The organism is Cellvibrio sp. KY-GH-1 (assembly GCF_008806975.1).
GTDB lineage: Bacteria > Pseudomonadota > Gammaproteobacteria > Pseudomonadales > Cellvibrionaceae > Cellvibrio.
Genome location: NZ_CP031728.1, coordinates 3,971,508 through 3,994,204, shown reverse-complemented (window position 1 = coordinate 3,994,204; position 22,697 = coordinate 3,971,508). Strand labels below are relative to the sequence as shown.

Annotated in this window: 21 protein-coding genes; 8 read left to right on the top strand and 13 right to left on the bottom strand. The window is 43.6% G+C overall.

The features are described from left to right. Window positions 1-182: 182 nt before the first annotated feature. From D0C16_RS16915 to D0C16_RS16905, 3 genes are all read left to right on the top strand, one after another. A complete protein-coding gene (locus tag D0C16_RS16915; protein ID WP_151033441.1) occupies window positions 183-2,018 on the top strand; it encodes an ATP-binding protein in 1,836 nt (611 codons plus the stop codon). A 188-nt stretch (window positions 2,019-2,206) separates the two neighbouring features. Then, window positions 2,207-2,488, top strand: coding sequence for a hypothetical protein (locus tag D0C16_RS16910; RefSeq protein ID WP_151033440.1), 282 nt, complete (start codon window positions 2,207-2,209; stop codon window positions 2,486-2,488). Beyond that, a complete protein-coding gene (locus tag D0C16_RS16905) occupies window positions 2,488-3,378 on the top strand; it encodes a TIR domain-containing protein (protein WP_151034978.1) in 891 nt (296 codons plus the stop codon). The genes D0C16_RS16910 and D0C16_RS16905 overlap by 1 nt, the downstream gene beginning before the upstream one ends. 45 nt (window positions 3,379-3,423) lie before the next feature. Here D0C16_RS16905 and D0C16_RS16900 read toward each other — a convergent pair whose 3' ends face one another. Genes D0C16_RS16900 through D0C16_RS16880 form a run of 5 tightly spaced genes read right to left on the bottom strand, consistent with a single transcriptional unit; the run spans window position 3,424 to window position 7,932 of the window. Next, entirely contained in the window at window positions 3,424-3,990 is a 567-nt protein-coding gene (locus D0C16_RS16900; protein WP_151033439.1) for a 3'-5' exonuclease, read from the bottom strand. Between the two features lie 27 nt (window positions 3,991-4,017). Beyond that, entirely contained in the window at window positions 4,018-4,914 is an 897-nt protein-coding gene (locus D0C16_RS16895; RefSeq protein ID WP_151033438.1) for an ATP-binding protein, read from the bottom strand. After that, the gene (locus D0C16_RS16890) at window positions 4,911-5,399 is read right to left on the bottom strand and encodes a hypothetical protein (RefSeq protein ID WP_151033437.1); all 489 of its coding nucleotides are present in this window, start codon (window positions 5,397-5,399) and stop codon (window positions 4,911-4,913) included. The genes D0C16_RS16895 and D0C16_RS16890 overlap by 4 nt, the downstream gene beginning before the upstream one ends. Window positions 5,400-5,404: 5 nt before the next feature. Then, entirely contained in the window at window positions 5,405-6,352 is a 948-nt protein-coding gene (locus D0C16_RS16885; protein ID WP_151033436.1) for a CBASS oligonucleotide cyclase, read from the bottom strand. A 44-nt stretch (window positions 6,353-6,396) separates the two neighbouring features. Beyond that, window positions 6,397-7,932 carry a 5'-methylthioadenosine/S-adenosylhomocysteine nucleosidase gene (locus D0C16_RS16880; RefSeq protein WP_151033435.1) on the bottom strand — a complete coding sequence of 512 codons (1,536 nt, stop codon included), beginning with the start codon at window positions 7,930-7,932 and terminating at the stop codon, window positions 6,397-6,399. A gap of 633 nt (window positions 7,933-8,565) precedes the next feature. On the opposite strand from D0C16_RS16880, the gene D0C16_RS16875 reads away from it, so the two are divergent. Beyond that, window positions 8,566-9,603, top strand: a complete 1,038-nt coding sequence (locus D0C16_RS16875) for a hypothetical protein (protein WP_191968527.1) — start codon at window positions 8,566-8,568, stop codon at window positions 9,601-9,603. 58 nt (window positions 9,604-9,661) lie between these two features. Here the strand turns inward: D0C16_RS16875 and D0C16_RS16870 are convergent, their stop codons facing one another. After that, window positions 9,662-10,231 (bottom strand): sce7726 family protein, encoded by a 570-nt coding sequence (locus tag D0C16_RS16870; protein ID WP_151033433.1) that lies wholly within the window; start codon window positions 10,229-10,231, stop codon window positions 9,662-9,664. Between the two features lie 46 nt (window positions 10,232-10,277). Between D0C16_RS16870 and D0C16_RS16865 the strand changes: the two genes are divergently transcribed. From D0C16_RS16865 to D0C16_RS16855, 3 genes are read left to right on the top strand one after another with little or no spacing between them, the layout of a single operon-like run. Further along, window positions 10,278-10,637, top strand: coding sequence for a helix-turn-helix domain-containing protein (locus tag D0C16_RS16865; RefSeq protein ID WP_151033432.1), 360 nt, complete (start codon window positions 10,278-10,280; stop codon window positions 10,635-10,637). Window positions 10,638-10,670: 33 nt separating this feature from the next. Further along, window positions 10,671-11,714 carry an ImmA/IrrE family metallo-endopeptidase gene (locus D0C16_RS16860; RefSeq protein ID WP_191968526.1) on the top strand — a complete coding sequence of 348 codons (1,044 nt, stop codon included), beginning with the start codon at window positions 10,671-10,673 and terminating at the stop codon, window positions 11,712-11,714. Window positions 11,715-11,718: 4 nt separating this feature from the next. Further along, a complete protein-coding gene (locus D0C16_RS16855; RefSeq protein WP_151033430.1) occupies window positions 11,719-12,354 on the top strand; it encodes a hypothetical protein in 636 nt (211 codons plus the stop codon). Window positions 12,355-12,575: 221 nt separating this feature from the next. Here the strand turns inward: D0C16_RS16855 and D0C16_RS16850 are convergent, their stop codons facing one another. Then, the gene (locus tag D0C16_RS16850) at window positions 12,576-13,784 is read right to left on the bottom strand and encodes an IS256 family transposase (RefSeq protein ID WP_151031701.1); all 1,209 of its coding nucleotides are present in this window, start codon (window positions 13,782-13,784) and stop codon (window positions 12,576-12,578) included. 48 nt (window positions 13,785-13,832) lie between these two features. Further along, the gene (locus D0C16_RS24795) at window positions 13,833-14,057 is read right to left on the bottom strand and encodes a Tn7-like element transposition protein TnsE (RefSeq protein ID WP_370458225.1); all 225 of its coding nucleotides are present in this window, start codon (window positions 14,055-14,057) and stop codon (window positions 13,833-13,835) included. A gap of 160 nt (window positions 14,058-14,217) precedes the next feature. Here D0C16_RS24795 and D0C16_RS16845 point away from each other — a divergent pair. Continuing rightward, a protein-coding gene (locus tag D0C16_RS16845; protein WP_225318661.1) for an IS3 family transposase occupies window positions 14,218-15,377 on the top strand; the annotation gives its coding sequence in 2 pieces (ribosomal slippage) (window positions 14,218-14,473 and window positions 14,473-15,377; 1,161 coding nt in all). On the opposite strand, the gene D0C16_RS16840 is transcribed toward D0C16_RS16845, so the two are convergent. Genes D0C16_RS16840 through D0C16_RS16820 form a run of 5 tightly spaced genes read right to left on the bottom strand, consistent with a single transcriptional unit; the run spans window position 15,340 to window position 22,668 of the window. Continuing rightward, the gene (locus D0C16_RS16840) at window positions 15,340-16,578 is read right to left on the bottom strand and encodes a hypothetical protein (RefSeq protein WP_151033429.1); all 1,239 of its coding nucleotides are present in this window, start codon (window positions 16,576-16,578) and stop codon (window positions 15,340-15,342) included. The genes D0C16_RS16845 and D0C16_RS16840 overlap by 38 nt on opposite strands. Next, entirely contained in the window at window positions 16,544-18,106 is a 1,563-nt protein-coding gene (locus D0C16_RS16835; RefSeq protein WP_151033428.1) for a TnsD family Tn7-like transposition protein, read from the bottom strand. Before D0C16_RS16835 ends, D0C16_RS16840 begins: the two co-directional genes overlap by 35 nt. Beyond that, window positions 18,107-19,726: an ATP-binding protein gene (locus D0C16_RS16830; protein ID WP_225318729.1), complete on the bottom strand. Its 1,620-nt coding sequence runs from the start codon at window positions 19,724-19,726 to the stop codon at window positions 18,107-18,109. Beyond that, complete coding sequence (locus D0C16_RS16825) at window positions 19,716-21,833, bottom strand: Mu transposase C-terminal domain-containing protein (RefSeq protein WP_151033426.1); 2,118 nt, start codon at window positions 21,831-21,833, stop codon at window positions 19,716-19,718. Before D0C16_RS16825 ends, D0C16_RS16830 begins: the two co-directional genes overlap by 11 nt. After that, entirely contained in the window at window positions 21,811-22,668 is an 858-nt protein-coding gene (locus D0C16_RS16820) for a TnsA endonuclease C-terminal domain-containing protein (protein WP_151033425.1), read from the bottom strand. The genes D0C16_RS16825 and D0C16_RS16820 overlap by 23 nt, the downstream gene beginning before the upstream one ends. Window positions 22,669-22,697: the final 29 nt, after the last annotated feature.

Below are 22,697 nucleotides of genomic sequence, written 5' to 3'. Positions count from 1 at the left end.
AATCTCTGTATAAACGTAACCGTCACCGTTGTATCCCTTATCCATCTTCTGGTTTACGCGATTGAAGGCAAATTTGCGTAATGCAGTGTCATTGACTCTTGGCTATTTAGGCACTTAACTGTAGCCATATGATGCGCCAATAGACATCAATACGGAATTTTATCGATAACCCAAGGATTTGTATGAAGCTTGTCGCCATAACCCTTCAGAATTTTCGCTGCTATAAAGATCCGATTACCACCCGATTTGACAATCTAACGACCTTCATCGGGAAAAATGATATTGGTAAATCCACTATCCTCGAAGCCCTTGAAATCTTTTTTAACAACGCTACCGTAAAGATTGAACCCCAGGATGTCCATATCCGTGGCGCTGATACCAATATCTCCATTACCTGCGAGTTTACCGATCTTCCACCGTCCCTGAGTGTGGATGCTGGAGCAGAAACCAGCTTGTCTGGAGAGTATCTCCTCACTACAGACCACACCCTAAAAATCAAAAAGGTCTTTGATTGCAGCAAAAAAACGCCAACTGTGGAAGTGTTCATTTTGGCTAATCACCCCACAGCGCCGGAAGTGGGTAATTTGCTTGAATTAAAGGAAAAGGAGCTACAGCAACTTGTAAAGGCTCGAGGGCTTAATGTCGCCCTAAAGGGAAACCCCGGAATGCGAGCAGCGATTTGGCAATCCACCACTAATTTGCAGCTGGCAAACGTAGAAATTCCAGTCTCAAAACCAAAAGAAGATTGCAAGCGCATTTGGGAACAATTGGAAACTCACTTGCCCATGTTCGCCTTATTCCAGAGCGACCGTAATAGTCGTGATTCGGATGGAGAGGTTCAGGATCCCCTGAAAGCTGCTATCGCTGCTGCAATTGCGGAAGTGCAACCTGAGATTACTCGCATCCAACAACGTGTCCAAGAAAAAGCCGAAGAGATCGTACAGCGCACTCACGAAGCATTAAAGACAATCGACCCCAATCTCGCCAACGATCTCACACCTCAGTTCACTCCACCCACAGCCGCAAAGTGGAATGGGTTATTTTCGATTAGCATGGAAACTGATCAGGGCATTCCGCTAAATAAGCGTGGCAGCGGCATCCGCCGCATGATCCTAGTGAGCTTTTTCAAAGCCGAAGCGGAACGTAGGCTTGCAACCAGCGCTAAACGCAGCATTATCTACGCTATCGAGGAACCGGAGACCGCACAGCATCCCAATAACCAGCGCATCCTTATCAATTCCTTCAAAACCTTGGTTTCTGAGCCTGGATGCCAAGTGATCCTCACTACTCATAGCCCTGGTTTTGCCGCCGACCTTCCCTTGGATGGGATCCGGTTTGTCACCCGGGATGCGGCAGATAATCCAGTGGTTGATGCAGGAGTAGACGTGTTTGGCGCTGTGGCGGATACCCTGGGGTTAACCCCAGATAGCCGGGTCAAAGTATTGATTTGCGTCGAGGGTCCAACGGATGTCCCCGCATTTCGATATCTCAGTCGTGCCTTGCATCAAGAAGATCCTACCATTCCCAATCTAGATACAGATGAACGGATTGCGTTCGTCGTATTGGGTGGCGGGACATTGAAACACTGGGTGTCCGAACACTACCTCAAGGGATTGGGGTGCCCGGAAGTCCATATTTATGACAGTGACGTAAATACTTATGGCGCAGCCATTGATGCCATTAACCAACGGGCAGATGGTAAAGGTTCGTGGGGGGCGTTAACGACTAAACATGAGATCGAAAACTACCTCCATCCTTCAGCAATCCAGGCGGCGTTTGGCGTGACCATTCCAATTGAAGACCAACCAGGTGCTGATGGTAAATCCGTTCCAAAGTTGTTTGGAGAAGCCTTCTCTCAAGCACGGGGTCATGGTGCCCCATTAGGGGAGAATAGGGCAAAAGCTAAACTTGCTGAGCAAGCTTTTCCAAAAATGACAGCAGCATTAATTCGCGAGCGCGACCCTAACGGCGAAGTCGAGGGGTGGTTTCGTCGCATTGGTGGAATGCTGAACGTATAAGTAGGCCAGAGAACTTCCACTAAGCGTTCTTCCGAGCGATTCGAATCACAGCTAATGAATGTAAAGAATACTTAGCTCTAGAGGCTCTGATTTGTCAGGGCTTTTCATATTTTGCAAGTTGTTAAATTGATGCTATTAAATTGAAATTTGACCTATCATTCAGGCTCAAAGCATTGAGAGAGGACACTATGGTTAAGATCAACGGTTTGGATTCGCTTCAGCGCCAACTCAAGGAAGCTAGTAGGGCGCTAGAGGCACTTGACGGCGAGCTAGGAACGGTTCGATTTGATCCTCACGACCCAAGCAGCATTGAAGCTGCAATACAGCAAATATCACATATTATTGATGAGAAGGTTGGCGGTTACTCATCAAATCCGATCATAGGCCCTCTTGCAGAGGAGATGAAGGAAAATTATCGCGAAAACATCATTCAAAAGGCTGCTGAAGCCAGATTAAAAGGTAACGATTGATGCCGTTGGATATATTTTCTGAATTAAACCATGCCGTCCTGGATCTGCAAGCTTCACAATTGCAGACCTATGAGCGCCCACTAAGAAAAATAGCTCAATTATTGAACCACGAAGAGTTATCTAGCTTTAATCAAGAACTCACCTCTAATGTAGATCTTGAGGCTTTTTTGATAGCGAGTGAAGCTACAGGTGGCAGTATGGTAGGCAGTTCCAAACTTGAATGGCCAGATAATTCAAGTCAATGCCTAGGATTAACTATCTTATTGTTGCAAAAGCTGGCCGAAGATCCTGGTTACGCAACGTCATTTGCACATGAGTATTTTTATTCCGGGAATAAAATAATTTCTGGTATCCATTCTTTAACTGGTCAGCTAATAATTCCATTCGTAAGAGATTATAAGAACTACGTCCAATCTAAAGGAGATATTAGACTTGTGAGACCAACAACCTCTAAAAAAATATTTATCGTCCATGGCCATGATGAAGGTGCCCGAGAGTCGGTTGCAAGATTTTTAGAAAGAATTGGATTTGAGCCGATTATTTTGCACGAACAAGCAAACCGAGGGCGCACTGTCATCGAAAAGGTCGAGGCACACGGAGATGTTGGCTTCGCAGTTGTATTATTAACCCCTGATGATGAAGGCTGCGCAAAAGGTGGGAGCACCGAACCGCGCGCCCGACAAAATGTTTTGCTTGAACTCGGTTACTTTATAGGGCGACTTGGTCGTGATCATGTCTGCGCACTAAAACGCGGCGAACTTGAAATACCGAGCGATTTTGCTGGTGTTGTGTGGGAGCCGATGGATAGTAGCGGAGGCTGGAGGCAAGCGTTGGCTCGCGAACTGAAAGCTGCCGGCCACCACATTGATTGGAATTTAGTAATGCAGTAGCTATTGCCAGCCAAAAATGGAGCGCGTAACAAAAATTATCTTCTGTCAGGCTGAAATCTCAGATTTGTTCTTTTGACTCAATGCGTAGACCAGCCTAAACAATTCTGCCTGGTACCTTGCATCGTCAAGAGCGTCGTGATTTCCCTTCTGACTTGGATTCACTACCTTATCAATGGCGCTTGACTTAGTGTCATACCAGGTGCATCCCGTTGCACCCATGAAAAGAGCCTTAATATCCAGTGCTGTAAAGCCAAACGGATTGTCGCCAAAGTATTTCAGGAAATAGTGGTTCACGAATCCCCAATCAAACGAAGCATTCAATCCCACAAATACCGGCGTACTATCTTGGGATACGTTCTCGGCGACCCAGGTAGCAAATTGTGACATTGCCTCACTTGGTGTAAGACCGTCTTTCTCAGCTTTTGCCAATGTCAGCCCTGTAACCGCCAGAGCTTCAGCGACCGATTTCTCGCTAATCGGCTTTAACATTACCGAGAAGGATATCTCTGGTTGATACGCCAAACACGCACCCACCGTTAGCATGCTGTGTTCACCGACAATGGGCCCGGCAGTTTCGATATCGACCGAGATAAAAACTTCACGTTTTTTCATTAGCTTACTCCGGTTATCGCGGTTGAATCATCCTGCCATCACAGGTGATGGCTCCAGTTCCGCAAGAGCTTGGTGGAAGTGCTCAATCGTCAGCGGCGAATCAGGAAACGCCAAAGACACAGCGGCCGGGTACAAGCGCGTCCGAATATCAGAGTATGTCCAAGCCGGTTTAGTTTCTGTTGCTGCCGTCGACTGAATCAGTCTATTGATTTCAGTCGCCGAGAATCCCATATCACCCAAATCCTTTGTGAAAAGCTCCTTCCGTTCTTCGTCCGTTGGTCGTACAAACTCCTCAACAATCGACGCGCGGCGAATGATTGCGGCGTCCAGAGCAGCTAGACGGTTTGTACAAAGGATCGCAAAAATACGGCCGCCATGCTTGCGTATATTGTCGATAGATTGAATCAACGTGTTCACGCCTACTTTATCTTCGTGATGACTATGGTCCTGACTGCGCGACGCTCCCAGAGAGTCACCCTCATCAATGATCAAGAAACCACGACCCTTGCCTGGACCGATGGATCTGGTAATGTCTTCGAAGGCTTGGGTAATCAGAGTCCCCATTTCACCGACCTTACCTGTTCCACGGACTTTATTACTCAGTTTGAACAGAATAGCATCTTCGATTTTTGCATCACGCGCCAAGCGGTTCGCGATTGCCTCGGCAGTTGCGGTTTTGCCAGTTCCAACATCGCCATAGAAAATGGCTAGGGGATACTGGTCATTCAATAGTCCAATGACCGAAAGTTGCTTTTTGTGATGCGTTTGACTCCAACGCTCCAATTCATTCGCCTGCAGAATGAGCTGAAGCCGCTTTTTCACGCGTAGGTAGCGTGCCTCGAAGCCTAATAATTTCTGTGCTTGAAGATCCAGCTGGGCCGTTGGAAGGTTAGTTTTTAATTCAAATACCGAAGGGTTACTCACGAAAAATCCTCTCTGTTAGTCCCAAAGCCGTTGCTACTGTAATCACGGCCAGCCGCAGAAGTAAGTCCCTTATGGCTCGTATCAGCTGATGATGGCACCCAAGAAACCTTTAATGGGAGCTTCGCGCGCGCCTCTGTCGATGACGAATCGGAATACCGCAAATGTATGCGAATCCGTCCGCCGTTGTCTTTCGGTGTCAAGGGCCATAAGACGCCGCCGGGTCGAGCGGTCCCTGTCGCGCCTTCGGTCTGAAACTCATATTTGATTGCCCGTAACTCGGTGGAACCATTCATGAGCGTCACATCGGCGAATTTGAGATGGTTTTTCTTAGCCAGCACTTCAATGTCATGGGCATATTCCGCCGCATCGACTTCGGTCATTGCTTTGGTTGTGTTGGCAATCATAATTAAGTCAGCCTTGACACTGCGCATGACATTTTCAACATCTGCAACTGTATAGGTACTAGTACTTGAATATGTGCTCATAATCATTAACCTTTGGTCTTAAAGCGACTACCGAAAATTTCTTTCCAGATTTCTTCATTGTTTTCAACGGATGCGTAGGTCGCTGTTTCCCAAGCTACTTCCGCAGCTTTCGCGATCAGCTCCTGTTCTTCCGCAGTAATACGGGATGCCACATTGTTCTCCGGACTTGCCGGGTCAATAATTACAACCGGATCACTGAAGCTAACTACCGGCTTGCCAGCATTTTCCGGAAAATCGATGCGTTCACTCAATTTCGTACGGGCGATATAAACCAAAAATTCTCTGAGACGCTTCTCAATGCTCTCTGCGGGACCATCCGTATCAACAAGATGAGCAAAAATAAGTTCGATATGAAAGGATTTCAGGCCAGCGATGTCGTGAAAGTGCCTCCAGCGCTTTGCTAAGCGCACCAATGTACGGAAGTGCTTGTCTTTATCTTTTCGCGTGCGGATGAACTGAATGTGACACGGCGCGCAGGTAAGGTTCTTAACTCCGGTCTGAATGTCATACTGCCAACCGTGATCTGGATCCGTGCTGTGCTGCAGGACCGGGACGACGTCTACTTCAAGGCCGCTTTTGACAAAAGTTACCTTAGCTGCGCGACGCTGAATTTCGAAATCCTCAACTTTTTTGGTTGGGTAGATCTCTATCAACAAATCGTAAATCTTATTGCACAGTTCCTCGTAGGACTTACTGTTTTCCTCTACACCGGTAATGTAGAAAACAACATCAACATCCGTCGGATAGTCATCGATCTTGCGCAAAATAGTGTATTTAGCAAACGAACCAGCCTTCACTACCTTTGTGACTTTTAGCTTTGATTTGTCAGTAATACGCTTTTTTAGCTCACTTACGAGGTTGTCAACCTGCGCGTGGTATTCCTTGCGCTTCTCACCTGGAAGACGCAACACGTTATGGTCGAAATATTCAAGCTCTGCATTTGATAGAGGCATTGTTTCTCCATGTTTCAATACATCAAAAATGAACGATTTAATAATTAATCTTGCAACGACATACCATTCGCTATGTAGTCGACGGTTACGGCGGCGGCAGCTTTCGCAGCCAAAAGGTGAAACCTGTTGTCTTTCTTCGAATCACCGAAATCGCTGATACCACGAACCATTAGCACGGGTTTACCGAAGTTAGCGCATGCAGCAAAAAGGCCCGCACCTTCCATTTCAGCGATCTCAATTTTGCCGTGAAGCTCACGCATACCAAGAAACTTCTCCGGATCGCGGAGGAGTTTTTCGCCACTAGCAACAGTGGCAGTCTTCGGCATCACTCCCTGAACAACTGAGCCGGCTTCAACATGGTCGGGGAATTCAATGCTCAACGTCTTGTAGCTGTCCGTGAGGCGAGATTCGAGGGTCGCTCGGTTAGAGAGATAGGAACTGACGTCCTGGCGAACCCGCATTTTCAATCTGGTTATTTCTGGTCGAGCTTCGATCTTGCCTCCCTCAACAAGAGCGGCACCTTCATAGGCGACGACTCGCTCCGCAAGGACGACCTCTCCCAGCGCGCATTTGTCTCGAAGACCAGCCGCTATGCCCATCATCATTACGTTAGCTGGATTCAGCTCTCCCAAGAGCATAGAGGTCACAGAAGCCGCGTCTACATTGCCAGCCCCCGCAAAGCATGCCACTACACAGCTGACCGTCTTACCTCCATGTTTAGAGACAGGCGCTCTCCATACATGCAAACCGTTCTTTGTTGTGAAGTGCTCGGCATCTTCCGCGATTCCGAATGCTTGCTTAGCAGCTGCCAACTCTACATCTAAAGCAGTGAGTACAAGTACATCCGGGGGCAAAGCCTCAATCCTGGCCTTTTCTTCCTCATAAAAGATTTTGACAATGCGTTCGCTGATATCAGACAAGGAAATCACAGGTTCTTGCAGGGACAGGGCAGGCAGAACCTTAACAACTTTATTACCGCTATTCGGCATATAGGTCAGGGGATTGGTTTGAAAATTCTTCAGCACGCCAAGTGCACCGGCACCATCTTCACTATTTGCGCCCAATTGCAAATCGAGTGGAAGTACGGGCAACAATTTCTTCGCCATCTTGCGAGCCCGATCCAAAACACCCTTCCCACCGCCCAACGCCACCATTGCGGTTGCATGCTCAATCTGCTCGTCGCCAACATTGCCACCTGTTAACACTTCCTCTTCGATATGGATGAATTCGGCGACGCCACGCGCAGTCATCCCCGTTAGAAGCTTACGCTGCTCGGCGTTGGCCTTAGATTGGAGACGCTCTTGGGAAGTGACAATTTTTAAGCGCACCTTTGAACTATTGCCAGAGATCAGCTTGTCAACAGCCTTAGCCACAGTCCAGTCGAATAGCAACGGCTTGTTATCTGCGTTGACTGGTTCTGCGGCTACATAAATAACAAAACCGCCACCAGCGTTAAGCACTTCTTCAACAAATGAGTAAACAAACTCATGTGCACGATCAATGAGAGAGTTTTCTGTGGTGTTTGAAATGCTGCCAGCAAGGAGAATGTGACTGGATGCCAGCATTAGGAAGTTTGCCATTCGTAATCTCGCTTAATTCTTTTTAATTAGGCGCTGTTCCTACGCACAACGAGATTCGCTCTCTTAGAGTGATTAATAGGGATCTTTGCCTAAGCCCAACAATAAGTTGATCAATAGATAGGCGCTATTTTCCACATTTCAAGAGCTGTGTTACATAAAAATCATCGTGGATTCGGGATGTTAAAGCAGATGTTCCGGAACAACATAATTTTCATGGGCAATAAGTCTTAGGGGATAGCCCTCATGGAAAGACCATAATTTGGTAGGCAGGCCTATCAAGCCAGAACGTGAGATATACCGTGCTGTAATCAGCCAAGTACAAATTTCACCTGAGGAATATCTTTCCGTAGGTACTGCTTTATTAGCAGGCCATATTGGGGTCCATTAGCTTGGAATGCCTACCTTCCATCTTCATGCATAGCGCTCCATCCACCGGGCATAAAATCAATTAATTGGCTGATATTCTCAGATAGTTATTATCAACTAGGTATTTAATTATGAAAAATAATGATGAGGCATTTAAATAAACCAAGAGGCACGAAATATCGCGTAATCTATGTTTTCAGCAGATATTGCTACCCTTTGAGGGCGGCGCGTAATAAAACTTATATTTTTGGGTATGAAGGATGGTATATGGGGATCAAAGGCGTTGAACTTAGAAAGTATATTCCAATAATAAAATGGCAGAAGAATGAACGACTCGCTTTAAGTTTTTTAGAGGAAGATATTAAACAGTGTGTTTTACCATGTTTAGAAATAAGAAATCATGACCAACACACCAAATTGTTGGAATGCTTTGAAGAAGTTTGGGATGCACCTGCCATCATCGATTACGCAAATCCTCAAGGCGTACTTACTGTTGAGCGTATACGAGAGCTCCGAGAGTTTCTTAAATATGCTAGAGATAACGAACATCCAATAGTACCAGCACTTAACCCAATGGATGCATTAGTTTATTCAAATACAAATTTAATAAAAGCCATTTCAAAACACGAAGAAATTGCTTTGAGACTTAGAGTAAGTGATTTTAAAATAACTGATGCGAACATTGCGAACTGTAAAAAAGCAGATGAATTATTTGCTGGAAAAAATAAACGTCTAATTGTTGATTTTGGAAATTCGCCTCAAGAAAAAGACGCTGTTAATTTGAATGATTTGGATTTAAATCTAAAAAAATTAAGATCTGAAGGATTCAAAAATATCCACATCATATCAGGTGCTTTTCCAAGTGATCTATCGAGCGTGAAAAATGGTCCGAAAAATTTTATTCGGTATGATTTAGAATTTTGGAAAAACATACAATCTCGTCACTCTAGGGGGCCTTTGGGATATGGAGACTACGGCATATTATCCCCAGGTTGGACAGAAGAGACTTTACAGAGAAGAGGATCGAGAGTCGCAATTCGGTATACCTGTGAAGGATCTTGGTTTATCTTGCGGGGTGCAAATGCGAAGAAATCAGAATCGATAGCACTCAGCGAATTGTTGTTAAATGTTTATGAGGATGTTTTTAAAGGCGCAGACTATTCATGGGGCGATAAGATAATCGCAGATCGAGCTAATCAGGAACTGAAGGACAAGGATAAAAAATCAGGAGGATATCATTTCGCAGAGGCTTGGAATCATCACATTACATTTGTGATAAAAGAATTGATAAAAAAGACTCCATAGACTTTTCAGTAAATCTATAATTTAGTTGAGTATGAGAGCTATCTTGAGGCTCTCATACTCAAGAGTTTAGGTTAATAAAAGAAACTCTTTGAAGTAAACATTCTTGAACGAAAATTTTTAGCGTTTTTAATGGTAGCGCATTAGCTAAATGCTCATGTAGCAGATAAAGACTTTTACTCTTCCAGCCTTTAGAGCTGCCAATTTTCTCCAAAATTGAAAGGCATTCGTCCTTTTTCAATAGCGTTACCAAATAGAACGGTTCGTGGTATTTGTTTGCTTTTGCCGAGCGAACTATTTTAAATGGCTCATTTTCGTTTTCAAGCACTGCAATAACTCCCCACCATGATGGAAGAATGGGCAGCGCTTTTTTCAGGTGGCGTTCAGCTGCTACAAGAGTAATCTTGTCGAATACTCGGCTGTAGCCATTACCTTGCTGCATCAGCCTAGCAAGATTATCGCCTGCACTCTTTATCTCGTAACAATGCATATCAGATACATCAACCAAATCGGCACGATACTGCCCTCCATTTAATTCAACCTCCTCTAAAAAATAAGGAACACCCGGAGGTGACAAATGGTTGGATAAAGCTCTTTTTATTTCCGCTTCTCGCATTTCGTTTCTACCCAATCAAAATCCTTGTGTAACAAGATAGCATATTTTTCTGGAACTTAATATGCAAATATGCAATATTAATAACATGAAAAAGCCTAAACCACCAAACGTTATAGTCGAGGAGCTGCGCCACTTTTTTGCACAAAAAGGGGTTGAAAGCAGCACAAAAATTGCGGAAATGAGCAAAATTGGTCAAAGTCAGGTGTATCGAAACCTGTTTGAGAAACCAAAGCGTGTGACGAAGACGTTAAAATCATTATGCAAATATGCAAATATTTCAATTGATTTCGAGTTGGAATCACCAGACCCATCATCATCGGCAATTTTGATGAAAGCATTGTCAGAAGTTTGGGATGGCTCTGAATCTCAAGCACGGCGAATATCCCGATTTCTTTTTGCTCTAAAGCGGGCAGATATGTGAAAATATATAAGCAACTTAATGGAGGAGGCAAAGATGAAAGAAAAAATGACTCCTTTATCAGCTAAACAACCATATGAATCCCTAAAAAAAGCAGGTTACTCCAAGGTATTAATTGGAAAGTTTTTACCTGACTGGTGGGACGACGCCCTCTTAAAAACCAGTGCGGGATTATTTCAATTCGCAAATATTCTGCAAAATAAATTAGGGTTGTTAGTTCACTTTGAAACAAACGGAGAATTAGTTGTCAGTGCTAATAATCCACAGTCACGATTTAAACATCGACAAGACACCGATTCTTCCGAGCTTACAATATCAGCAAACTTCGGGCGAGCACTGGGCTCAATTGCAATACATTGCATCAATCATCAATATATTCCTTTGCCAGAAAACGCATCGCAATTAAGAGAAAAAATCATTGCAACAAGTGGAAAGCCCTATGTGGACTTTCCAGGATTGGTTAATTTTTGTTGGAAATCGGGTATACCGGTTCTACAACTAGATTTCGTGCCTTTGAAAGCGAAACGAATGGCAGGAATGGTCACTCGCATAAAAGATAGGCCGGTAATCATATTAGGCTACAAAAATGATCAACATGCTAAACAGCTATTTATTTTATCCCACGAGTTGGGGCATCTACAGAAAAAACATGTCAAAGAAAACGAAACATTGATTGATGAAGATCTTGATTCTATTGCCGAGAAAATTAGTGGAGATAAAAAAGCTCGTCAGGATATTGAAGAAAGAGAAGCAGACGAATTTGCGCTAGAAGTTCTTAGAGGAGCTAATAAAATCCCATATGGCTTATTGGGCCGACCGGATTCACCTGCAACATTAGCTGTCAATGCAATAAAACTTAGCAAATCCATCAACGTTGATCCTGGACACATTATTCTGTCATATGCTTATGAAACACATGAGTGGGTCATTGCCACTCAAGCGATTGCTTTTATACCTAAAACTAATGATGCATTGAATATTGTCAAATCTGAATTTTTATCAAATGTTGACTTAACACAATTGAGTGAAGAGAACCAATCATATCTTCTATCAATGCAAAATATAGTAATTTCAAGGTGATGGATTGCTTTATTTATTAGACAGCGACGTAGCCAAAAAGCTCGTTCAATATAATTTGATAGCAGAGTTAATACATGGATTAGGCTGTAAGGAATCCGATTTAGCTATCCTTCCTCAACTTAAGTATCAGTTGGGGTTACATCTTGTCGACAAGTCGAAGGCATTAAGAAAACTGGGCACATCACAAGCAGTATCAGCAGCAGTTCGATTGGTGACTAATGCTACTGAGGTAGTAATTACATCTAATGCTGCTAATCCTATATTAAGTTTAAATCATCCTAACTTAGACAGCGGAGAAAAGACCTTATTAGCTGCTCTCGCGACGCAAGTAGATGATAAATTGATTAGCGGAGATAAGAGAGCATTGGTAGCCATATCAAAAATTGGGGATCTGCCAATAGAAAATCTCTGGGCAAGAATACTCTCGTTAGAAGAAGCTATATTCATAATTGCAATATCTAATACATTTAAAAATATTTCAGATAAAATCTGTAGCCAACCAAGTGTGGATACAGCAATTAGTATTGTTTTTGGGAAATCAACAAAGAATGATTTCGAAAGTGTTAAGGAAGGATTAATAAGTTTTATGCAGAGCTTACGTGTTGATACTCAGGGATGCTATTTTTTTCCAAAAGTTTAGTAGATATTTTCTGGATAGATAATCCTGCAAGGCTCAAGAGTTCTTCACAAGCAGAATCTATATTAAAACTCCGATGCAATACGATTCGCCCAACTCTGAAATGCAGAGTCGGGTGTTTCATCATTAAGTTCCCTCGGGTGATGAATGCATGTATGCATTAGCGTCATGCGTTGCAAGCTGTCCCTAAGCGAGCCTGTAAAAAATTCTGTGTAACTGCCAGCTCAACGATAATCCATCAATCGCTCATCAAACACAATCATAAAATGATTGAGCGCTGCTCTCCAATTGCGAATGGGCATAGTCCATTTTTTGGAGGCATCCTGGATTGCCAAGAAAATCACTTTCTTGGCTGATTCATCCGTTGGAAATAATTTGCGCTTTTTGATTGCCTGACGGATTACGCTATTCAGCGATTCAATCGCGTTGGTGGTGTAAATTGCGCGACGAATGTCTTCAGGGTAAGCAAACAAGGTGCGTATATTTTCCCAATGGGTATGCCAGCAGCGACTAATTTGCGGGTACTTTTCATCCCAGCGCGCACCGAGCTGCGCGAGCGCCAGCAGTGCCTCTTCTTCAGTGATGGATTGGTAAATTCGCTTCAGGTCTGCCGTAACGGCTTTGTAGTCCCTCCACGGCACGTATTTCACTGAGTTGCGTACCATGTGTACGATGCACAGTTGAATCTGCGTTTCGGGAAAGGCCGCGTTAATCGCCTCCGGAAACCCTTTTAGCCCGTCAACGCATGCGATCAAAATGTCTCGAACACCGCGATTCTGTAGCTCCGTCAGCACGCCCAGCCAAAATTTTGAGCCTTCATTTTCCGAGAGCCACATGCCTAATAATTCTTTCTGGCCCTCCATGGTAACGCCCAATGCAAGGTAAATGGATTTGTTGATAACCTGCTTATCCTGGCGAATCTTTACCACGATGCAGTCGAGATAAACAATAGGATAAACCGAATCCAGCGGGCGCGATTGCCATTCGACGACCTGCTCAATAACAGCATCTGTCACTTTGGAAATAAGAGTAGCAGAGACGTCTGCACCATACATGTCCTTGAAAGTGGCTACGATTTCGCGGGTGGTCATGCCCTTGGCGTAGAGGCTTAGTATTTTGTCATCCATCGACGTAAAGCGGGTTTGGTGTTTCTTCACCAACTGCGGCTCAAAGCTGCCTTCGCGATCACGCGGCGTTTTGAGCTCCATCTCACCGTCTTCCGTTTTCAGGGTTTTGGTGGTGTAGCCGTTGCGGCTATTGGCAGCACCTGATTTTTGGTGTTTCTCGTAGCCAAGATGGGCATCAAGTTCACCGTTGAGAGCTGCCTCAACGGTGATTTTGGTGAGCATTTGACTGAAGTCGCTCAGGTCTTTCTCAGTCTTCATGTGCTTTGCTGCTTCGCGCGCAAAGGCTTCAAGGTCTTTTTTGTTCATACTGTTTATCCTGCCTATATGAGGTTAATGATAAACAGTTACACAGATTTATTTACAGTCTCCCCTATCCCAGTGGCCTGACTTTTTTACCAAATCATCTAGTATTGTTTGGATTGTAGTTACCACAGAGCTTTCATCCTGCAGCCGAAACGCCAAGGTTGTTAGCCGATGGTTGTCGCTGAGGTCAATCTCGATCAAGTGGATGCAGTCACCACCTGCGATCTCTAACTGCGCATAGAGAAATGCTCGTTTAATAGGATGTTTAATATACATAAACTTTCTGACGTGCTTGACATCTATCAGGCCTGTTTCTTCGTGAACCTCTGAAACACTCAAGTGCTCAACGTTTTTTATTAAGCTTAATGCCTTTCTGATCCCCTCCGCGAATATCGGACACCTTAGAAACTGAGTAAACTTACTCCAGAGGTGATCCATGAGCAAGAAACCAACCCCAAAAGAGAATAAGAAGTATACAGCCGAGTTCAAAAGTGAGGCCATTAAACTGGCCGAACGATTGAGCGTAGCGGAAGCCGCCGAAAAACTGGGCATATATGCCAGTCAAATTTACAGTTGGCGTAGCGCACTCAACAATAGCCGTACTGATGTTGAAAGAGAATCGCTCCTCGCCGCTGAAAATGCACGCCTCAAGCGTCAGCTCGCCGAGCAAGCAGAGGAGCTTGAAATCCTAAAAAAGGCGGCTACCTACTTCGCGAAGCATCAAAAATAAAACGCTACGAATTTATGCTGACAAATAGCGCGCTATATTCAATCGCGATGATGGCGCGCGTTCTGTTGGTTTCGCGAAGTGGGTATTACAGCTGGCTTGATAATCGTGAAATGGTTAGTTGGCGCATGCAGCAAAGAGAAGCGATTGATGCGTTGGTAAAGGCAGCATTTGAGGCTGGAAAAGGCCGGTATGGCGCGGATCGGATTTTTTATGATTTGGCGGAGCAAGATAATCCGCTCGACATAAAAACCATTCGGAAAAGCCTGAAACGGCAGGGGTTAATTGCAAAAGCGGCCAAGCTGTTCAAGGTGACTACGGACAGCAATCATACACTACCTGTTGCGCCCAACCTGTTGGCTAGAGATTTTTCTGCGCAACAACCTAATGAAAAATGGGTGACCGATATTACTTATATTCAAACTACAGAAGGTTGGTTGTATCTGGCCGTGATGATTGATTTATATTCTCGAAAAGTTGTTGGTTGGTCGATGAGCAAACATATTGATGCGCAATTGGTTTGTGATTCATTGATGATGGCGTTGTGGCGACGAAAATTCCCAAAAAGCGTTATTGTTCACAGTGACCGTGGCAGCCAATATGTATCGCATGCGTTTAGGGATTTACTGGAAAAATATTCGCTAATACAGAGTATGAGTCGCAAGGGTGATTGCTGGGACAATGCGTGTGCGGAAAGCTTCTTTCATTCACTTAAGGTTGAGCTGGTTCACGGCGAGCCATTGCTAGATGGAAAGCACACGCGCGAATCTATTTTTGAATATATCGAAGTGGATTACAATCGCTACCGCCGTCACAGCGCTATTGGCTTTGTTAGCCCCGAGCGCTTTGAGGCAAAAAATGTATGTTAGTTAACTGTCCGAAGTTGGCGGTAGGGATCATTCTTATATAATTAAAGAATCCAATATTCGATGTTGCCGCGTCATCTTGTGTCTTGAAATCTGCTGATTTATGACGACCTTGTCCTGTTCCTCCTAATATACTCAATGTTTTATTCTTTATTTCCTTTTCTTTTTTGGCCTGCTCATCGTTTTTCCCTAATTCGACCACTTGGATATTGAAGACACGCTGTGTATTCAATATCTCATTGAAATATAAAGCGCCTTTAGGAACATCCAGTATTTTCGCTCTAGTTAAATTCGATGGACTTTCGCTATCTCTAATTTCAGGGTCAAACGCCTCTCTCGTCCTCGTGTTACCGGACCTTTTGTTATCTTTTGATTTGGTCTCTTTTTCATATTTAACATCTAATGGATGATGGAAACTGACCGTGTGAAATCGATCAGTCATAGGCAATTTGGCGACACTTGAAATCTCATCTACCAAGATATTTTTACCGTAAGTTCGTGTATGCGCCCGAATGAAGACGCCATCCATTTCGAATGGCTCGAACTGGAAAAGCCACATCCTTGCGCTCGGTTGCTCTACAGATTTTTCCAGAAGATTTTTATAAATTGACAAGTAACTATTCATAACCCCAGGATTTAAAGTAAGCCACGCGAGATAACTTTGGTGCGCCTTGATATCAAGAAGATTGTGCGGATATTCCTCGTGTAAACGAACATGTGCATGGGAATTATCTATATCCACATCAATTAAGCGATTTAAATTCGATTCATAAAAGGCGGCCCTTGTAATTAAGGTTGTCTTAAAAAACAAAACTCTTGCCAACTCGATACAAGGTATCCAAACGTAGTACCGATTATATGAAAACCTGAAAAGCAGTTGGCTTCCATATTCTTTAGGTAAATAATTTCTGGTCGTAAAACTTTCGTAGTCTGCGAGGGTTTGAATAGACCATTCAGCAAAGGGGGGAAGATCAATTGATACGAGACTGGAGCCCGGTCTGGTAATTCTCTCTTTTGAGTAAATACGACCAACTGCCAGTGCTGGTAATGCTTCTATAGCAAGAGCAATTTTAGACTTATTCTCATCAGGCAGTAAAAACTCACAAGCTATGTTCCAATTGCCCTTAGGATAGCGAAAGCAGTTTCCAATATTTATCAATTTTGCTTGGTCAGGTACTTTGCGGAATGATGTATGTAACGCCAAGAGATAATTTCCTTTTTAATTTATTAATATATTTAATGATTGATGGTGTTTGGTATTCTTTTCTTATACCAGCCTTACGTAGAATTACCCAAGTCTCTAGTGATTGATGGTTAGCGAATAACTCTTCGATAGCCTGGTCGATTCGTCTTTTACGATAACTTTCTGGTGATTCAGCCAGCCGACTAATAAATTTGATTGAGCATGGAAGCTTATCTTGGTTTTTCTCAAGTAGCGACCGTCGCCCAGATTGCTGAATCAGCCACGACATACTGCATCTCCCACTCTTGTTATTCAAGCTACCTACCTCTTTTAGGTGCTTCAAGTGGTTCACCATTTCGTTATCACGCCTTTTCCAGTCAATAAGCTGCCGCTTCTCATACCTATATACAGAATCAGGTTTATTTCGTTGCAGCCAGTAGCGATCGTTTCTGTAAAGCCAAGCATATAACGCACAAAAGCCGCCACAAGTCCTCAACCATTTTATCCCTTGCAATGGATTCGCTGCGATAGCCAATTTCCATTCTTTACGTTTCATCGCGAGAGCTGGATGATTGCTTTTAAATTTACTTGTTTCTTGCTTCTGGAGTTTCGGAACAAGATGGCAAGCACACACTACAGCATCTTGTGGCGAGATTTCCCCCATCGCTTGCCAAACTGCTAGATGGTAAAGGTAATGAAAACTCTTCCTATGCTTACGAAATAAATTCTTTACCCAATAGAAATTATCAGTCGCCAAGCCCAAAATATTCAGTAAGCAGGACGACCAGTAATTTTCCATGTAAATTGAAATTTCATCATGGTCGACTCGCTTGCCAACTGTAAAATTTTTCGATTCCGCTAGCTGCCGATAGTACATTGACCATTGTTCATGCGAGATTGAATAGCTTTCATCCAGGTTTATCAACTCATTAATATGCTGGCTTAACTGCATCAGTTTCTGTTTTTGCTTCGCAGTCAAATCTAGCGGAATCTTTCTGACTAGGCTGGCATTGATTGCAGGAAAAAATTCATACTTACCCTGTGGTCGAAACAAGGCATCCGTTTCATACAAATACTCTTTGTGAATTGGACATACCATTACACCGGATAACTGGTGTAGCCGGTGCCAATAAGGTTCACCGAACAACTCCAACTCATCACGATAACAATGTTTACAGAGTCTTAAAAATTTCGGGACTTTGATGTTTGATGCAGAAACCCCTGTTCTGGTGTGAACATCCCAAGCCTTGCCCATTAGTACTGACTGGACAACCTTTTCGTTTCGGTCTGCTTGCAGGAAATATTTGTACGCAGGATAGAGACTATGCTTCGTTAACCATTGGTCTGCTGCTATGTGTGTCAGGTGATATGTTTTCTGTTCCAGATCCAATAAATGTCCCGGAAAATCGACGACGGCGGCCACGTTTCGGGAGCCAAACAAATCGTTAACGATCTGCCTGTCCGATACAATACCTTGGTGTAGTTTATATCTGGCTATAACGCTGTAAAGCAATTCGTCTGGGTAGGGTACCGGGAAATACCCCAGCACTTAGCTTACCTTTAGGCAATCGCTGACAGCAGCAATTATGCCTGCTGTTTTTAGTGCTTCATGCATTGTCGAATTTCTCCGTTGGCTATAAATATAACGGATATCGTTTTCTTGTAATTGATCCCATAGGGAAACTTGCGGTTTTTTTGAGGGATTTTTTACTTTAGGTGGCGTTGGGGTCGAATGCAAAAGATTCAGCATTCTGTGAACAACTTGCATAGTGTCCAGATTTGGATCTTCTTTTAGAGCTGCCTCTATAAGCGGGACAGCGATATCCCTATTAATTCCAAGTAATTCAGCAGCAGCCATAATGGTATTGATTTTGTCGTTATCCAGCGGCAACATTGATTGCTCAATATCATTGGCAAAATATTTTTGCTGTTGCAGTGCCTGAAGAAGCTTGGCCTCCACCTCAGGCATTACCAAATCACCATACTTAACTATTTCTTCGGGATTTCCACTGCGAAGTGCTTGGAGCATTTTATGAACCGGTTGCAGATCGTCCTCATAAACTTTTTTAATTAGCTCAACAGTCAATGTTTCCTTGCCGAGGATCATTGCGCGCCACTGCGATAAAACGTAAAGCTTCACCAAGATGTCGATCACTCCCTGACTCAATTCATAAAGAGTGTCCGTTATTTGTTGCGTTAAATTTCCCTTACTGCGCAACCATTGGTACTTCCAAATATAACTCACTAATCTATTCCATTCGTCATCTTGTGGAATGCGATCCCATAAGACATTACCTAATCCTGTAGTGCGTTTCGCGATTTTAAAATCTGTTGCAAAAAGATTTCGCGCCTTAGGTGTACCTACAAATACTACAGGCACTCCTATAGAGTTAGTTAAGGTTACGAAGAAATCCAACATTGCCTCCTCGCCTCCGGATCGCTTCTTACTTAGATGCTGGATCTCATCTATAACCAACACACCTATTGCGTGAAGGTTCGCGATTTGGGCCATTTCAGCGATCAAACTATCTACACTTACTCTGGGTTTACAGTAAGTATTAAAGTATTGGGTGCCTATACGACTATCTACAGCACGAAAAAAGTTATAGCAAAGTTCGGTCAATGATCCATTACGTGGACATTCGAGTTTCAACCAAGGAATCTGAATTACATGGAGGTCAGGATGAAAAATTGCTTTGGGATACGTCTCAAGACATTTTTGCACTGCTTTAGTTTTGCCACAGCCAGACAAACCTATGATGGAAAAACCGACTGCAGTAGATTCAACTTCTCTTCTTACTGTTAAGTTAATATCTTTGTTAACAATCCGGTCATAGCCATTGTTTAAATGTTTCTTGAAAGCTGCTGTAGCAGGGTTCCGGCCAATATACCCTTGACGAATCAGCACGCTAAGTTTCTGCTCTAACACACCATGCTGTACTCTCGGCTGGAAAAACTGGTGGGTTAATCTTTGCAGCGCATGAATTCTCTGATGCCAATCCAGGTTAAGTTCCCTCTCATCAAATGATGGTGGTACTACCATGCCCTTAAGAACTGATTGCAAATCCTTCAATAGCGGTAATGCGCTGATGAAAGGGTTATCGGTGTATTCGGGTAATCCGTGATCTTTGTATTTAGCGATTTCTATTTCATTTACATCAGTTTCCATCATCGTCACCGTAAATGATATCCAGCATATTAGGGACGCTATAATCTTGTAGTTTTTCGCCTGACAGATAAACCACATTATCTTTTTTAACTGGAAGCTTTTCTCGTTTCGATTGTGGCGGCATCACGCCGTTTCGGGCACGATTAACATCAATTTCATTTTTCTTGTTTTCCCGGATGTTGGCTGTTCGTTGAGACTTTGGCAGGTGAGACATGTCTTTGTTTTTTGACCGAGCTTCCTCAACGATCTCTTCGATTTTTTTATCGCGCGTTAATTCACCCTTCAACTTCGTGAGTTTCGACCTCGCCCCTGTTTTGGCTTGCTCTTCCTGAATTCTCCATACGTCCCAAAATGTTAAGCCTCGAAAAGCTCGACTTCGTTCGGTTAGTTCAAAGGGAATGAACTTGTCGTACTTGCCATCCGGACGAAAGTAAATAGTGTCCGTGCAATGTGGATCGTAAGCGACTAAGACCTTCATTGATTTTCCTTTAATCCTTTCAAACCATCCTTCCTTAACCGCGATAGCGGCGCTGTAATAGCAACCAAACAGATTCAAGCCTAATTCGGAGACAGATACTTCTTTATGGGGCATTAAGTTGACAGCAGCCAGTTCTTCGTTGACTCCCCTAAGTTTGCCCGTACGATTTTGTATTCCCCAGTTCCATAACGCTAACGGGATAAGCGGCAGATTTGTTGGTATATCGCGATCAGGATCGTAATATTCCATTGCATGTGTGGTGTTATAAATAATGACGCAATTAATAATGATGCGAGTGATATCTCTTAGTGTAAGTTCGGCGTCCAGTCGATAATCCGAACCACCACGTTTTTTAACGATGTTGTTAGTGACGTAACCTTCAACGTAAGGTTTAAAGTCAGCCTGCAGTGTTCTAAATTGTTGTTCTACAATGCCTTTCCAATCTGCTCTGAACGATGGAGTGTTTTGGACGTTAATAAATAATGCCTCGGAAAGCACTTCTACAGCTTTTCCTATTAGCTCACCTTTATCCCCAAGAATAGCTTCAGGCTTACCAATGACTGGCCATTCGTCTTGATTGATAGTAATACCGTAACTTGCGCAATATCGCACCTTGTCAAACATGGTGTTTGCTAATGCAAACATTGCACTTACCCATGATGGCCCTTCCAATCCTACGTGCACACCAGTAATCATTCGGCTGAATACATCGATCACAATATAAATTACCGGACGACCAACAATAACGCTGCGAGTCTCTTCATCAATTAAATAAAGGTCACCAATCGTTGCATCGATCTGGTATAGGCTGCCAGGACCCATTGCACTTGCCGTCGATGACCCCAAGACAGGACGGTAGTCTTTCTGATAAATAATCTCGCCGAGTCGTTTTTTAATTTTTTCAGTTTCTGTCACTTCTTTTTGGAGAAAGTAATAGAATTGTTCATAGGTTGGAGCCTCGGCGAGCTGCTCTTCGTTGTTTTTCTTAGTGCTATCAAATCCAAGCAGAAACAATGCTCTGCGGTACACGAACTGAACAGTATTTCCATCTTTTGTTAAGTAATAGACCTTAATAACGGTACGAAATATTCTTTCTATTTCTATTGTGATGTTGGTACCAATGCCTAGTGCTACTTTGCGAGGACGTCCGCGTTTTTTATCGGTGATAGCTTTAGGTTTGTTCGGACTTCCTTTATTGGTTGTATCTGGATACAACGCATTGGGATTCTTGCCACGTTGCCAATATTCTCTGAGTTTTCTGTATACCAATGCTTTAGTGGTCTCATGCTTTGCAACCATCGCTTGGATCATCTTGCCGCGCGAACCACGTTCATAAATAGCAGGCTCGTCAGTAACATACGGCTCCACCATTTCCCACGCTTTTTTCTGAATATTTTTCGCCCATTGAGATTGCTTGGTTGGGTTCAAGATAAATAATTCAAAAGGGTCGTCGATCCAGCGCATCTCTTCATTAGCAAGGTGTTCAACTAGAACCGCACGCTCTACTTGTTGAGGCAACGCATTTTCAGCGTCTATATCTATCCAATAGATTGTCTTTGGTTCGCTCCATAAAATGCGATAGCGGTGACCCGATAATTCATAGACATCATTCACCAACAGCATATTCATAATCCTGTTCGAGCCAAAAATGTGAAGGAGTAAGATCTTTTGCTCTCAGGTTCACAATCGTCAAAGCTTCAAGATCAAAGTAGAAAGCTCGCTGGGCAAGGAACTGTCTTAGTAAAGACAGGTGGGTACCTGGCTCGATGTTATATTCGTCATCTAATCGGGTGGTTATAGCGGTAACTTTTTGTGAAGGGGACTGATTAATAGCTGCGAGCAATATTTTAAAATATTCTTGTTGTTGCTCAGGGGTACTCAAATCAAAGTGATTCATGTAGGGATGAAACCACTTTACGTTCTTTTGAAGTAATGCCGGAATTTCCAGCTCTGTTACCAAGTTAAACTGTACGCCCTTGGAGACCCAGTAGCGGCGTTCCAATTCCATTTTTTCAAGTACACGCGGATCATCAAGTTCTTCGGCATATTTCGCAGATATTGCCCTGCGAATAGTTTTACCCTGGATATTCAGATCAACAAGAAAGTCTGTGGTAAGGACTTCGTCTGTACCTTGATAGCTCAGGTGAGCTATCCCCATCTCACGTGCAATAGCTTGTGATTCCTCAAGAGGCACCGGAAATTGTTCGCGGATATCGACCACCTGTGAATCCCAGTCCAGCATTAACAATACATGGTATTCAAGGTCGGACAGCAACTGGTGAACGCGACCCACCGTAACGCTAGGCGAGCGATTATACCTTCCCCTGGAGTTCACATCCCTGACGGTCAAATAGGGTTTATAGGCTCTTCCAGCGCCTGAACCAGCGCCTTTAGCTAAACGCGAAGCTATCTGCTTTTCTGCTTTAGCTTTGATTTCCTTAGTTTTTTCGGGATTCTTGGACATTAAAAAACCCAGTAGCAACCTATTTTGAT

Coding starts and splice junctions, on each gene's coding strand:
- D0C16_RS16915 (WP_151033441.1), top strand. CDS start 183: ATGAAGCTTGTCGCCATAACCCTTCAGAATTTTCGCTGCTATAAAGAT.
- D0C16_RS16910 (WP_151033440.1), top strand. CDS start 2,207: ATGGTTAAGATCAACGGTTTGGATTCGCTTCAGCGCCAACTCAAGGAA.
- D0C16_RS16905 (WP_151034978.1), top strand. CDS start 2,488: ATGCCGTTGGATATATTTTCTGAATTAAACCATGCCGTCCTGGATCTG.
- D0C16_RS16900 (WP_151033439.1), bottom strand. CDS start 3,990: ATGAAAAAACGTGAAGTTTTTATCTCGGTCGATATCGAAACTGCCGGG.
- D0C16_RS16890 (WP_151033437.1), bottom strand. CDS start 5,399: ATGAGCACATATTCAAGTACTAGTACCTATACAGTTGCAGATGTTGAA.
- D0C16_RS16885 (WP_151033436.1), bottom strand. CDS start 6,352: ATGCCTCTATCAAATGCAGAGCTTGAATATTTCGACCATAACGTGTTG.
- D0C16_RS16880 (WP_151033435.1), bottom strand. CDS start 7,932: ATGGCAAACTTCCTAATGCTGGCATCCAGTCACATTCTCCTTGCTGGC.
- D0C16_RS16875 (WP_191968527.1), top strand. CDS start 8,566: ATGGGGATCAAAGGCGTTGAACTTAGAAAGTATATTCCAATAATAAAA.
- D0C16_RS16865 (WP_151033432.1), top strand. CDS start 10,278: ATGCAAATATGCAATATTAATAACATGAAAAAGCCTAAACCACCAAAC.
- D0C16_RS16860 (WP_191968526.1), top strand. CDS start 10,671: ATGAAAGAAAAAATGACTCCTTTATCAGCTAAACAACCATATGAATCC.
- D0C16_RS16850 (WP_151031701.1), bottom strand. CDS start 13,784: ATGAACAAAAAAGACCTTGAAGCCTTTGCGCGCGAAGCAGCAAAGCAC.
- D0C16_RS24795 (WP_370458225.1), bottom strand. CDS start 14,057: ATGTATATTAAACATCCTATTAAACGAGCATTTCTCTATGCGCAGTTA.
- D0C16_RS16830 (WP_225318729.1), bottom strand. CDS start 19,726: ATGGAAACTGATGTAAATGAAATAGAAATCGCTAAATACAAAGATCAC.
- D0C16_RS16825 (WP_151033426.1), bottom strand. CDS start 21,833: ATGAATATGCTGTTGGTGAATGATGTCTATGAATTATCGGGTCACCGC.
- D0C16_RS16820 (WP_151033425.1), bottom strand. CDS start 22,668: ATGTCCAAGAATCCCGAAAAAACTAAGGAAATCAAAGCTAAAGCAGAA.